The 13,245-nt window shown below is 70.0% G+C and carries 7 protein-coding genes and 3 pseudogenes; 4 read left to right on the top strand and 6 right to left on the bottom strand.

The genetic code is table 11. From position 1 onward, the window contains the following. Window positions 1–16: 16 nt before the first annotated feature. Window positions 17–1,225, bottom strand: coding sequence for an ISAs1 family transposase (locus ACZ7L0_RS28295; protein ID WP_471245376.1), 1,209 nt, complete (start codon window positions 1,223–1,225; stop codon window positions 17–19). A 227-nt stretch (window positions 1,226–1,452) separates the two neighbouring features. Further along, entirely contained in the window at window positions 1,453–2,874 is a 1,422-nt protein-coding gene (locus ACZ7L0_RS28290) for a M1 family metallopeptidase (protein ID WP_471245375.1), read from the bottom strand. A 208-nt stretch (window positions 2,875–3,082) separates the two neighbouring features. Here ACZ7L0_RS28290 and ACZ7L0_RS28285 point away from each other — a divergent pair. The 3 genes and pseudogenes from ACZ7L0_RS28285 to ACZ7L0_RS28275 form a co-directional block, all read left to right on the top strand. Then, window positions 3,083–3,197: pseudogene (locus ACZ7L0_RS28285) on the top strand (hypothetical protein); the annotation flags it as partial. 177 nt (window positions 3,198–3,374) lie between these two features. Further along, window positions 3,375–3,566, top strand: a complete 192-nt coding sequence (locus ACZ7L0_RS28280) for a hypothetical protein (RefSeq protein ID WP_471245556.1) — start codon at window positions 3,375–3,377, stop codon at window positions 3,564–3,566. Then, the gene (locus tag ACZ7L0_RS28275) at window positions 3,476–3,853 is read left to right on the top strand and encodes a hypothetical protein (RefSeq protein ID WP_471245570.1); all 378 of its coding nucleotides are present in this window, start codon (window positions 3,476–3,478) and stop codon (window positions 3,851–3,853) included. Before ACZ7L0_RS28280 ends, ACZ7L0_RS28275 begins: the two co-directional genes overlap by 91 nt. A 41-nt stretch (window positions 3,854–3,894) precedes the next feature. Here ACZ7L0_RS28275 and ACZ7L0_RS28270 read toward each other — a convergent pair whose 3' ends face one another. Then, window positions 3,895–4,410 (bottom strand): GNAT family N-acetyltransferase, encoded by a 516-nt coding sequence (locus tag ACZ7L0_RS28270; RefSeq protein ID WP_471245374.1) that lies wholly within the window; start codon window positions 4,408–4,410, stop codon window positions 3,895–3,897. A 76-nt stretch (window positions 4,411–4,486) separates the two neighbouring features. Here ACZ7L0_RS28270 and ACZ7L0_RS28265 point away from each other — a divergent pair. After that, window positions 4,487–4,603, top strand: a pseudogene (locus tag ACZ7L0_RS28265) (transcriptional regulator NrdR); the annotation flags it as partial. Between the two features lie 25 nt (window positions 4,604–4,628). Here the strand turns inward: ACZ7L0_RS28265 and ACZ7L0_RS28260 are convergent. From ACZ7L0_RS28260 to ACZ7L0_RS28250, 3 genes and pseudogenes are all read right to left on the bottom strand, one after another. Continuing rightward, window positions 4,629–4,733, bottom strand: a pseudogene (locus ACZ7L0_RS28260) (S24 family peptidase); the annotation flags it as partial. A 1,000-nt stretch (window positions 4,734–5,733) separates the two neighbouring features. Continuing rightward, window positions 5,734–9,222 carry a hypothetical protein gene (locus ACZ7L0_RS28255; protein ID WP_471245373.1) on the bottom strand — a complete coding sequence of 1,163 codons (3,489 nt, stop codon included), beginning with the start codon at window positions 9,220–9,222 and terminating at the stop codon, window positions 5,734–5,736. After that, window positions 9,219–13,244, bottom strand: a complete 4,026-nt coding sequence (locus ACZ7L0_RS28250) for a hypothetical protein (RefSeq protein WP_471245372.1) — start codon at window positions 13,242–13,244, stop codon at window positions 9,219–9,221. The genes ACZ7L0_RS28255 and ACZ7L0_RS28250 overlap by 4 nt, the downstream gene beginning before the upstream one ends. Window position 13,245: the final 1 nt, after the last annotated feature.

The raw sequence follows: 13,245 nt of genomic DNA, 5'->3' as shown, positions 1-13,245 counted from the left end.
GATGTGTCCTGGTTGATCACATGATGCCGAGGGTGATCAGTGGACGGTTGGCGTCGCGGGTGTGGTGGCGGAGTCCAGCGGCGATGTTCGTCTGGTTGGCGAGTCGGAGAGCGCCGATGGCCAGGTTGCGCAGGGATGCCATGGCACGTGGAGCGGTGCCGGTGCGTACGCGGGAGGCGTCCTCGGCGTACGTGGTGTCCCTGACGTGGTGGATCTTGTTCTCGATGCCCCAGTGGCCGCGGACGCGGCGGGCGATCTCGGTTGCGTCGGCCTGCTCCGCGGTCAGGTCGGTCACCCCGTAGATGCGTTCCAGGGTGACCTTGCCGGTGGTGGCGATCCGTCGGCGGCGCACGATCTGGACGGCCTGCACCGCGTGTGGGAACGCGATCCCGGCGACGGCGGCGGCCTTGATCCGGCGGATCTCGTCGCGGCCGTGCGCGGTGGCCCGCGTCTTGTCCAGGAGTGGCACTTCCCGCCATGGCAGGGCCTTCAGCCACTGGTGCAGGGTGGGCTGATTGCCCTTGATCAGCGCGATGTAGTGGGCGTGCTTGTCCTCGACGAGGAAGCGCGCGTGGGCGGTCTGCGAGTGGAGGGCGTTGAAGGTGACCACCGTGCCGTGCAGGTTGAGCGGGGCAAGCAGGGGCTGGAAGACGGTGATCTCGTTGGTCGTGGCGTCCACCTCGCGCTGGGCGGTGATCAGGCCGATCCCCGTCATCGCGGCGAGCAGATGGACCTGGGTGCCGTCGGTGCGGCGGGCACCGCGCACGGTCTTGCCGTCCACGGCGAGGGAGGGCAGGGGCCGCCGGTCGCTGTCGTTCTCCTCCTGGCCGGCGGCGCGTTCGCGCCCGGCGAGCCAACTTCCGACGGCTGTATCCAGCGCGTCGCCGTCGATGCGTTGGAGGACACGACGCACGGTGGCCTCGGCCGGGGCGACGGGGCCGCGGCCCGGCTCCCGGCATGGGCCACCGAGCCGGGCCAGGACGTTGGGCGGGGCGTCGGCGGCCCACTCCGCGATCGCGGCCAGGGACTTCGCTCCGGCCAGGACCGCGCACGCGGCCAGGGAGAGGACGAAGGCGAGCGGGTGGCGTCGGCCCTGGTCCCGGCGGGGATCGGGCACCTGAGCCAGGCAGGTCAGCAGGCCGGGGAGGTCATCGGGGACGGTCGGCGCGGTGTCGGCGAGTTGGCCCAGAGGGCGCGGGATGAGCGAGGATGAGCGGGCAGGCACGGTCTTCCGTCGTGGTGATCAGGGACTCGACACCTCATGATCACCGGAAGTCGTGCCTGCCTCCGCGTCAGCCCCCGCCGACCAACCCGCAGTCCTGCCGCAGCTCCTGAAGCCCCATCAACCCGGATGCACCGCCGGAACGACGCCGCCCTGCTCGCGTACCCCGTCGGTCACCGTCATCGTGGCGCCGAGGGGGTACGCCCGTCACCCGCGAGCGGAGTGCGACTTCAGCGGATGCGGTGCTTCCGCCAGAAGGGGCCGAGATCCCTGTGCGTCATCGCCTGTGCGGCCTTCTTGAAGTCGACGGTGGTGGAGACGCCGTACCAGTGGTCGTGGGCGTACTTCTTGATGAGGCGCGCCATGGTGCCGGCCCCGAGGACGTGCTCCAGGTCGGCCAGGACGCAGGGGCCGATCCCGTACACGACCTGGAAGTACTCGCCACGGTGTGTAGACCAGTAGGCCATCGAGTTGGTGAGCGCGGCGGTGGCGCTCGGCCAGGAGTCGTCCGGCGAGCACTCGAACCCGTCCCAGCGGTAGTAGCGCGCGTTGGCGTACTGAGCGAAACTCTCGTCCAGCCAGGGTGAGTTGTACTCGTCGTTGCCCACGACGCCGTACCACCACTGGTGGGCGATCTCATGGACGGTGGCGCCGCCCTCCTCCTCGGTGCCGAGGATGACCAGGCCGGGGTACTCCATGCCGCCGGCGAACCCGGGGGTCATCACGAGGTCTATCTCGCCGTACGGATAGCGGCCGAACTCCCTGCCGAACCGGTCGATGGCGGCGACGCCGTCCTTGCGGTTGAGGCGGACACCGGCGGCGGGCGTGTTCGGCGACCAGTACGACTTCACGCGCACGCCGTCGGGCGAGGTCTGGGTCGCGGTGCGGAACGGGCCCGCCGCCCATGCGAAGTCCCGCACCCGCTTGGCGACGCTGTGGGTGACCGTACGCCCGGTACCGCCGGAGCGGGTCCATGTGCTGCCGCTCGCCGGGACCTTGAGGGCGGATGGGTGGTCGAGGCGCACCCGGAAGTCGCTCGCCAGGGTGTAGAAGCTCTCGCCGTACGACACATACGGATCGAGGTGCCACCCCCTCGCGTCGTGCACGGCGAGGACCGGCAGCGCGTTGCCCAGGAAGCGGAACGCGCCTTCGCGGCCGAAGCGGTTGTTGCGTGCGGGCACGGTGAGGGCCACGTCGAAGGAGACGGCCGTCCGCTCACCGCGTGCGAGCGGCCTCGGCAGAGTGATGCGCAGCGCCGTGCACTTCACCCCGGGGCGGCCCGGAGTGCCGCCGCGCACGTGGGAGACGCGGACGGGGGACGGTCTTCCGGATGTCCCGCAGCCGTCCTCGCCATTGCCCCACAGGCGTATGTACACCTCACGCAGGGGCCGGCTGGAGGCGTTGCGGAAGGACACCGTCTGCCGGCCCGCCCAGTGGGAGCCGTCGGCGTCGGCGCGCAGCTTCACGTCGTAGCTGGGGCGGTCGGGCGTCGCGGGTTCGGCCGCTCTCACCGCGGCGCCGGGCGCCGGGCCGGACGGCGTGCCGGCCTCGGCCACGGTGGAGCCTGCAGTCGCGAGCAGCGCGAGCAGGGCGACCAGCAGACGGCGACCGGTTCTTGAGGGGCCCCTGGGCGACGAAGGCAACGAAGGCATGGCAGACGACATGACAGATGACATGCCAGCGGATCTTGTCACAGGGTTCCCCACGGCCGACACAGGCCCGCGCGAAGAGGGGAGGTCGGCTCCGCTTGGGCGGCGAAAATGCCAGGGTACGCAGGGGATGTTCGCTGTACGTTGGCGCACAGTAAGGATCCCGGTTCAACCCATCCGCAGTTCATCGCCTTCCATGAGGCCTGGCCACGTGTTCCTGACCATCACCACCACCGGCACCCCCGAACGCCCCGCGACCGACCTCGGCTACCTGCTGCACAAGCATCCCGACAACGCGCAGACGTTCTCCACCTCCTACGGCGCTCCGCAGATACGTAGGTTGAAACTGCTCTCCGCTCTGCCTATGGCAGAGACACAGAGGGCGCTACTCGCCGCGCGGATCAGCGTGGACACCGACGAATCAACGTCCATCCCAAGGCAGTTGGAACTCCGATCCCCGCCGGGACCAGGACCGACGCCACCCGCTCGCCTTCGTCCTCTCCCTGGCCGCGTGCGCGGTCCTGGCCGGAGCGAAGTCCCTGGCCGCGATCGCGGAGTGGGCCGCCGACGCCCCGCCCAACGTCCTGGCCCGGCTCGGTGGCCCATGCCGGTGGTCACCTTCGACGCCCTCCACTCGCAGACCGCCCACGCGCGCTTCCTCGTCGAGGACAAGCACGCCCACTACATCGCGCTGATCAAGGGCAATCAGCCCACCCTGCACCAGTGGCTGAAGGCCCTGCCATGGCGGGAAGTGCCACTCCTGGACAAGACGCGGGCCACCGCGCACGGCCGCGACGAGGATATTTGTCGGGGTTCGGTTGTCGCACTTCCTGCGTGCCGCTGTTCTGCCGTAGCAAGCGCCGCAGGGCCTGCTCCCGAACGCGCCTGGCTGAGGGCAAACACGTGCCCGGCCGCGGGGTGGCCGGGCATGATCCGACGAGTCCTCAGCGCGGCGGCCGCCATGGCCGCCGTCCTCGCCTGAGGCTGACGAAGTGCTGGAAGCCTGCTCGCTTTGGCCGCCAGTCAGTGCGCCTGGGCCTCCGTGTCGGCTCCGCGTTCCTCCTCGTCGCGCGGTGATCTTTCTGTTGCGAGGATTTCGCTAATGGGGCAGCCCCATGCTGCACCTGGTGTGTCGGGCTCGATCAAGGAGAGTCCGCACGCCTGGAAGAAGGCGAGCCGACCAGGTGCACCGTCGCCATCCTGGGGAGCCAGGGCGAGGAACGTCCGGCTGGCTTTCTGTGCCCGGCGGGCGACCTCGACGAGTAGTGCTCGACCGACACCGTTGCGCCGATGCTCGGCTGCGACTGCGATGTTGTAGATCCACGTCTGCACGCCGGGATGGTCAGCCCGTCCCTGAGAGCGGCCGAAGTCGCAACTGAGGTCGTACTCCGCCAGTCCTACGACATGTCCGTGACGTTCAGCCACGACGACGTCGATGCCCTCGAAGCTGTAGGAGCCACTCTGGCCGAGCTCTTCACTTTCCAGCAGATGCATGATCACCCGATAGTCAGACCTGGCTGCACTGCGGATCAGCGTCATGAGCCGAGTATCCCAAGCAGCGCGCAACGCCTTCTCGCACCGCAGTTGCTCATCGCGGCGCAATCGTGCGGTCTTCCTCGACTTCATCGCCTATCTGCGGCTCGCCTCCGTCAACCGGGCGTTCGGCTCGCTCGAGGACTTCGAGGCCGCCATCGCGAATCCCGCGATCAACTTCCGGGAGGCAATTTCGTGATCACCTGCTCGGCGAGGATGTTGGTCATGGCGGTGACGATGTCGCCGTTCTCGCCGACCGGCTGGCGGCGGACGGTGACCCAGTCGCCGTCGCAGATCGCGGCCTCGATCACGGAGTCGCCGACGACCTGAAACCGACGAGTTCGCCGAATCTCAAAGGACTCTGCTTGGTAACCGGCGGCAATTTTGTCCTGTCGCGTTGAGTCTGGCGTGGGTTCGCTCGCATATCTGGGCGAGATTCTTCCGTTGGCCGCATCATCGGTCTTTGGCACGGGGCGAAGACATCTACCTGGCGTGGTGCGGGCTTTCGGTGATCACGTGCGGAGGCGGCCTAGTAGTAGTCCGTGGCAGAAGACGGCATGTTGACCCGAAAGGCCGATGCCGCGTAGGCGTCCGAAGGGGCTGCGCGCAGAGCGACGGGTCGGAGAGCTGAGGCATGGTCGCCTTCTACTCCTTCGCGCTGGACGGAGTCGCCGCCAACCCGAACGGCTCTTCCCGCACCGCTGCTGCTGCGACTGATCGCCTTCGACGTTCGACGGCAGGGGCTACGGTCCGCCCTTCCAAGCCCTCCACCGGCCGGGGCTGCCCGAGTTGTCCGTGGCGGCTGTCCTCACCGGTCCTGGACGCGCGAGTCCAGTTCGCGACGAGCAGCCAGGCGGATGCCGAGCAGCGGGCCCGGCTCGCGGACAACCCCTCGCCCAAGGTGCGGGCCGCCGTCGCAAACGGACCCGAGTGGACCCACGATCACGGGACGAAGGTCCGTCCGCTACCGGACGCCGTGTGCAGGCGTCTCCTGAAGACCCCGAACCGTCCGTACGGAGCGCGCTGTTGTGCTCGCACCACTTGGCGCCGTCCTTCCTCGCCTCCCTGGTCCGGCATCGCGATCTGGCCGCACGACGTGCCGCACTGCGGGTTTGGACGGAGAAGATCGCCAGCCGCAGGTCCCGAAACGCGCGCGTCTCCCCTTGCTCATGGAGAAATCCGTCGCCGAAAGGACGTTCGGCAATGGCGAGGCACTCGGAGCTTCGTGGGTCCTGCCTTGGTCGTCATGCGGCACACGACGCTCACGTGGGTCGAGGCGCAGATCGCCGGGATCGTCGCTGCCCGGATCGACGGATCTGTCTGAGAGGGCTACCCCAGCGTCACCACGTCGATGAACACGGTCCGCTGCCGCAGTTCGGTGGCCAGGGTGGCGTTGTCGCCGACGACGGCGGGTTCGATGTCCTCGATCTCCCGGACCACGACTCGCAGCCGCCCGCCGTTCGCCGGGACTGCCAGCACCGGGAGCGTTTCGCCGAGCACCCCCGCCACCACGTGTCCCGGCACCCGATGCCACATGCCGACAACGTCCGGCGAAGCGGAGGTGAGGTCGCTGGCCGACGCGCCGGAGCACTCCTCGACGAGGGCGACGACCCGGTTCCGGGTCGGCCCGAGTGGCCCGGTTCCGGTCAGCAGCACCTGCAGACCGTCGGCCACGCGCTGCACGGACAGCGTGCGGTCCGGCATGAGTTGCACGAAATCAGTGGTCACCGGGGTCGACAGGGCGCAGCCGGGCAGGCTCTCTGGTTGGTAGCGCGCGAGCACCAGCCGCACGAACGGGCAGTACGAGTCGGCCGCGGCGCCGGGCAGCTCGACGTCGGCGTACCAGCGGTCGGTCTCGACGTGCAGGTGCGCTGCGTAGGGCACCACCTGCACCACGGTGTCGGTGCCCGGCAGCATGTGCTCCTCGGTCTCGCCCGCCGTTCCGGCGAACGCATCGGGACGGGCGATTCCGGCGGCATCACCGGTGGTCCAGATCGGATCTCGCGAAACCCGGGTGAGGTCCGGCCCGGTGAGCACGGCAAGCAGCTCGCCCGCGCCGGACAGGTTCCACGGTCGCGCAAGCTCGACTCGGATCCGGCCGCCGCGACGAATCCGCTGCACCGGCCCGGCTGCCAGGTTGGCCGAGCCCTCCCAGCGAAACGATGGGGACACCGCGAGCACGACTGGCGCCAAGGGTGGCGCCGAGCTGGGGATAATGACGACCTCGGCCAGGGTGGTGTCATCCTGGAAGGCGGCGTCCTCTCCGGCCACGAAGAACTGCCGGAAACGGCTCAGCGCGGTCAAGGTGTAGGTGACGCGGCGATGCCGGGTGTCGCCGAACTCGTGCCGCACCTCCAGTTGGGTGGCATCGGGCGCGACCGCGATCGAGCACACCTGCTCGGTCAGCAGGGGGCCAGCAGCATCGCTGTCGCCGGGTTCGTGCCACTGCGCCGCCACGTCGACCTGGCCGGTGGACTTGCGGTCGACGCCGAACAGCTGACGGTCGGAGTCGGCGAGCGTGGCCCAGGTGGCGCCAACCTCGCGGGTGGCGCGCAGGGCGGCGGCCGGTGCCTCGAGTGGCCTCCGAATGGCGTGTACCAGCCGCACCACCCGCGGTGGGGTCAGCATCGGGTGCCGCCCTGCTGCCAGGCTGGCCTCCGCGGCGTTGGGCACCCATTCCTTGATCTCGAACTCGTCGATCTTGTTGGCGTCAGGGCGGGAGCTGAGCTCGAGCTCAGCCTGTTCTCCGGGTGCCAGCCGCACCACCAGCGTCTCGACGACGCCGCGGCCGGGACGTTCCTCCCACTCGATGACCGGCTCGCTGGGCCTGCGGCGATCCTGCAGCACGAGCGCCTTGGCGGAGTAGTCGGGCCAGCGCGGCTGCCAGGCGCTGTCGGTGTTCTCCCCCGGCGCCGGCGCATCGGGGCCCGGGGCGAGGAGGCCCAGCACGCTCACTGCGGCCGGATCGGCTAGCCAGCTGTAATCGCCCTGCTCGGTTGCGCTCGGAGGGGTCACCGCCCGCTGCACCCAGCCGAAGATGACGGTGTCGTCGATCGCGTTGCCGTTGGCGTCGGTCCCGCTGAGCCGGCCGTGTTGCTCGGCGAGGGTCATCGAGGTCGGCGGCGGCAGCAGGATCCGGCGGTCGTTGCGCGGATACTCGGGGTGCGCGGCGGCGAACTGGTCCGGGTCGAGGGCGGTCGCGCCCTTCGGGTCGCTCCGGATGACCAGGCAGTCGAGGGTGCCGCCGGGACCGAACGCGGCCGGGTTGGCGACCAGTTGACCGGACTCCAAGTGGAACGCGTCGGGTGGCGGCGCGAATTCTGGCGGCGGGATTGGCTCGTGCCGCCGATAGAGCACGAGGTCGGTGGCGTTGCGGTTGCTACCGGGCGGCAGGTCGTCGAAACGGAGACCGCCGCCGGCCATGTCCGCGACCCGGATTCGCATCTGGTAGCCCTGCCCGAACCGCAGCTCGCCCAGCTTGCGCTCGGACCGGCCGAAGTCCAAGTGGAAGTCGAAGGGCAGCGGCAGGCGGGTCGCCGCGCTGGGCACCGGGCCGCGCTCGTCGAACACCGGGCGGGGCAACACCTGGCTCCACCCGGTCCACTGGGTCACCACCTCGTCGGCGCGCAACACCCGGCCGTCGCCGATCACCGCGGCGTTGGCCTTCACGTGCCCCTCCTCGACCTGTTCCGCCGGACCGATCGGCTGATTACCGACGCGGTAGGTGGCGGTGCGCTCACACAGTGGGAACCACTGGCCGGTATGCCCCTCGGTGCTGGCCTGCCGAATGTCGACGCGGTAGCCGAGTACGAGATCGTCGGCAGTGAGTTCGCGCTCGTGCAGCGGCCGCTGGGCGTTCGCGGCCCGTTGTCCCAGTTGCGCGCCGCGGCCGTTGCGCAGCAGTGCCAGTCCTGCTGACCGCAGCACCGGCAACGTCACTACACTGTCGCTGTCAGTGATCGATCGGGCGCCGTCGCGGAGCCGGTCGACGCCGCCGGCCACGTCGAAGGTGGCCACGCTCCAGGTCGCCGTAGTGGCTGGGTCGGCGGCGATCTGCTTGGCGTCCGTGAGGTTGACCATGCCGGTGCGCAGGTCGCTGCCTGCCCCGGGGGCCGGCACAAAATGCACCCGATCGAACTCGAAGCGCGTCCACGGGGTGACCATGCGCCAGTCGCCGGGCAGGTCCGCGCCGAGCGTGCACCGCACCCGGATCAGTTGCGACCCGACCGGGATCGTGGCGACGTCGAGGGCGAACTCGAGGATCAGGCCCAGCCGGGTGAGCACCGCAGGATGCTCGCGCAGCAGCGAGATGGTGCGCGCGAAATCCGGCGTCCGCCACGCCTCGGGCCCGAGCTGCCCAGGTACCGCGGCGGGTTGCTCAGTGGCCCACTGCGCGTACTGCTCGCGCAGCACCGGGTCGGCCTCGACCGCCGGGTCGGCGATCGCCTGCGCGGACAGGGTGTAGGTCTGCCGGATCCGGGCGGCATCGGTCGATGTGGGGCTCACCGCCGGGGTGTCGTATACCCGTCGACGTGGCGGTTCCACCACGGTGGCGGGGAAGAACGACCGCCACACCTCGCTGGCCGGTGCGGTCAGCGGGGTGAGCCCGGTGACGGCGGTGACGATCGTCTCGGCGTTGGGCGCCGTCTCCACGGTGAACTCGGCACCGGCCAGAGTGGCCGGCCAGTCCTGCAATCCGAAGCTCGAGAGCGGCTGCGGTGTCGCCGTGTCGAGCTTGGGCACCACCAGAACCCGCAGGGGCGCGCGATCGCTCGTGACGGTCCCGGCCGGCACCGCGATCCACAGGATCTCGTTCACGCGAACGCTCCTCGATAGTTCCGCCAGGCCTGCAGCGCGACCGGATCCGGTCCGGGCGGTGGTGCGGTGAAACCTAGCGGCCGGGGTGGCGTCGGACCGGAGCGTTCACGAGGCGAGCCACCAGCGATCATCCATTCGCCGCTGTCCAGCTCGACCGACTCGGAGAACAAGGTGACGTCGATCTCGATAATGATCTTCGCGCGCCCCACCAGCGCGTTGGTGTCGAACTGGTAGGCCAGCTCGACCTGCAGATCCACCGACACCGACACCAGCCCGAGCAGCTCCACGCTGCCGCCGATGTGGATGAAGCCGGTGAGCCGGGGTGCGCCCGCCACCAGCTCGTAGCGGATGCCGCCGAATGCGTGCACCTCCGCGGTGGCCACGCCGAGGTTGATTGCCAGAGCGGCGCCGAATTGCAGCGACACCTCCAGCCGGCGCAGCCCTGAGCGGTCCAGCTCGAGATCGAGGTAGCCACCGCCGCCGAACATCAGCACGGTGAGCGTGAATGGCCGTGCCCGCGAGGCGAAGCCGAGCGACATCGACACCGGTTGGCCGTCGAACGGCACCCGCAGCGCGGCGCTGAAGCTCAGATTGCTCAGCACGAAGGAGAACGCCGCGACATCCAGCAAGGGCACCGCGTAGCGCGCGGTGATGTCCTTGGCGGTCGGCACGATCTGGGGCCCGAGCTTGCCCAGTCCCACCTTCTCCTGCAGCACGTCCAGCAGCCGTAGCTTGCCGACGAACGTCGCGCTGAGCCCGTCGATGGCCAGATGCGGCGCCTTGCCGGTGAGCTGCCGGAATTCGACCCGGCCGAAGCTGATCTCGATCATCGGCTCGCTGCGTGGTAGCACCAGCTTGAAGTCGGTGATCACACAGGTCGTCTCGTTGCCCGTTGCGGAACTCGTGTTGCGCAGGGTGAGCGTGGATGTCTCCGCCGACAGCGGCAGGAAGTCCCCGCCGGGTGCCGCAGCGAGAGGGATCTTCTCCCAGCTCAGCCGGACTTCCGGGGGTGTCGTGTCGAGCGTGACCATCTCAGGCGGCGCGGGAATGTCGCGGACCAGGTCGCGCAGGTCGAAGCCGAACAGCGACGCCCCCTCGGCGAACAGGGCGGCCGGGGCCTTCGACCTCGATCCGGCGATGTTGACCAGGCCCTGCATCCGGGAGATGCCGTCCGCGATGAACTTGGGCGCGGCGAGGCCGCCGGAGCGATCGGCCATGGTGGTGAAGTCGACCTCGAGATCGTCGAGGATGCGCAGCGGGATGCCGTCGGAGGTGGCGTCCAGATAGGCCTGGTCGAAGATGGTCCGCACCCGCGGGTCGGTGTCCAGTAGGGTGCGCAGCGTCGGCAACGCGACCTCGGCCGCCCACGACCCGAGCTCGTCCGCGCGGCCCAGCGACGGGACGAAACCACCGCCCGGCGACGGGCTGCTGGCGATGTTGAGCCGGTGTACTTCCTGCACGTCGCCCGGCGCCGTGCGGGCCGCGTCGAGCACCATGTTGATCTTCGCGCCCGGCAGGTCCACCATCCCGTGCCCCAGCTCGGTGTAGAACTGGTGGACCCGCTCGGTCACCTCCAGGTTGTCCAACGACCGGAACGTTGCACGGACGTCGTCGCCGAGCTCGAGGTCGGCGACGAACACCAGCGGCAGCTCGAACCCCACCTGACGTCCGGGCTGACGGCAGCGCACCGGAAAGCGGATCGGCGCGCCGTTGCGAGTCGGCAGAAAGAAGGTCTCCACCGGATCGGTGCCCAGGTTCTCCCGCTGCAGCAGCTCGATGGCGCGCAGCGCGTCCCGCCTGTTCGTATCCAGCCGCAACCAAGTGTGCGCGGCCCCGGCGCGGGTGGGCCCCTCCGGGTCGTCCGGGTCCAGTAGCTCGGCTGCGTCGGCGGGCGAGCCAGCGGCGAGTTCTTCCACCTGCGGCATCCCGGCGAGCAGCGCGTCCGCCCCGTACAGGTCGTCGAAGACCCGCTCGGCCTCGACCTCGGCCTGCAGTGCCTGGTTCTCGAGTTCGGCGATCTCCCGGGTCGGCCGGGGCACCGTCTGCCAGTCGGCGTCGTCGAGACCGCCGAACTCCAGCGTGGTGATGTCCACCTGCTCGAACGGGAACGCTCGGGACAGCACTCCGTCGACCGTCGACTCAGTGACGTATAGCGCCCGGGTCTTGCGCAGCACCGCGACCGGCTCGCTGGTGCTGCGTTCGGTGGTTTCGACGAACACCGCCTGGTGCCCGAACGGGTACAGCACGCCCTTGGTGGCGGTGCGCACCCGCTGGTCACGCCCGCCGACCGTGCGCTGCTCCCACTCGAGCGTCCGCCAGCTGCCCGCCGCGATCAGTGTGCCGCCCAGGCTGCTCAGCTCCAGCCGGTCGGCGCGCGCGGGCGGGGACTGCCCGGCGATGCTCACCCGGTTGGCCTTGGTCAGCGCCACCGGAAACGGGTCCGGCCGCCCGGCCCGCAGCGCCGCGACCGCGACCCCGCCGTCGCCCGCATCGGTGCCGAATCGGGTCCGCCACAGCCCGGTCGTGCCGTCGAGGTCCACCGGCTCACTCGGGTGCCGGGTGACCACCGCGCCGGCGCCGGGCTGCGGGACGAGGATCAGCCCCCAGGGCAGTTCGACGGCCGTGCGCTGCTCGTTGCGATCGATCGGCGCGTCGTTCAACGCGGCCAGCACACCCGCAGCGGTCAGCTCGAACTCTGGCGCGGCGGTGACAGCGATGCGGCTCGAACCGGCCAGCCGCGCCTGCCAGACGTCGCCGAGCAGCGCCGACGCGCCGGGCCCGGACACCTCCTCGGCGATGTGTTGCGGCGGGAAGGTCACCACCAGGTGGGCGTCACCCGCCTCGGCCACCAGCCGCGGTACCGGGTCGGTGGTCATCCGGTAGCCGACCGCGTGCACCCCAAGCACGACGTGGTCGGCGGGCCGGGTGAGCAGGAAGGCTGGCGGTACGTCGTCAGTGGCGCCGGCGAGCGCGTCCTGCGCCAGTTCGGGCAGCACGGCGCCGGCCGCGTCGCGCCGGTTGGGCAGATCCAGGATGAGATGCGACCAGGATTGGGATTGGGTGTTCCAGGACGCTACCCGCACCCGGTCGGCGGCAACTTGGGCGACCACGTCGACGCCCGCCTGGGCGCCGCCCCGCTCGACCGTGACCGGATCAGCGGTCCAGCCATCTGTAACCGGCGAGAAGTCGTCCCAATGTTGTCCCCGGTCTTGCCAGATCCAGTGGTGCAGCAGCCCGGTCGCGTCCCGGAAGAAGATGTCCGGCCCACGCGCCGCCACCGCAGCCTCGAACGGCAGCTGCTCCCTGCGGGTGGGATCTGGCCCCCACCACCCGGTCGGATGGGGGCTGACGAAGAAGCCCTTCCCCCAGTGCATGAGGGTGCCGTCCCGCAGTCGGCTGTACACATCCTGTCGGGTGTAGTGGAAGCTGGCCGGCCAGGCGATCGCCGCGACCGAGACGATGCCTAGCAGGGTTTCGCTGCGTGGCAGCCGCACCGGCTCCTGCCATTGCCCGTTCTCGAAGGCTCGGTGCACGATCCCGAGCGAGGTGGTGTAGGTGTCGATAATCCCGGGCAGGCGGCGCACCGCAACCAGGCCGTCCATGTCGGCGATGTCCGCGCGGGTGGTGTGGGTCCACGGGCCGCCGTGGCGGGACTCCCAGATCCGCAACCGGCCGCCGAGGTCGGCGGCGAACACGTAGAGGGTATCGCCGTCGGCCACCGGTACCGGTCTGGTCGCGAGGTAGCCGGGCAGTTCCTCGGGTCCGATCATCCGGCCGCGCTCGGCGTCCCATCGCCAGTGCAGCAGTTTCAGCCCGCCGACCGCGAACACGTCGAGGCCCTGTGGTTCCCGGTGAACGGCAACCGGCTCGGCGAACCAGTCCACCCAGCCGCCCAGGTCGAGGGCGCCGGTTACGCCGTCGGCGAGCCACAGGTGCACCAGCGTGGCCTCGCGTGAGCGGACGAAGATGTCGAGCCGGCCGGGGTGGAGGTAACTGGCCCCGGGCTTGCCGAAGATCGCCATG

The organism is Streptomyces sp. NPDC039424, from assembly GCF_055639495.1.
This window is presented reverse-complemented; position numbering and strand designations above follow the sequence as displayed.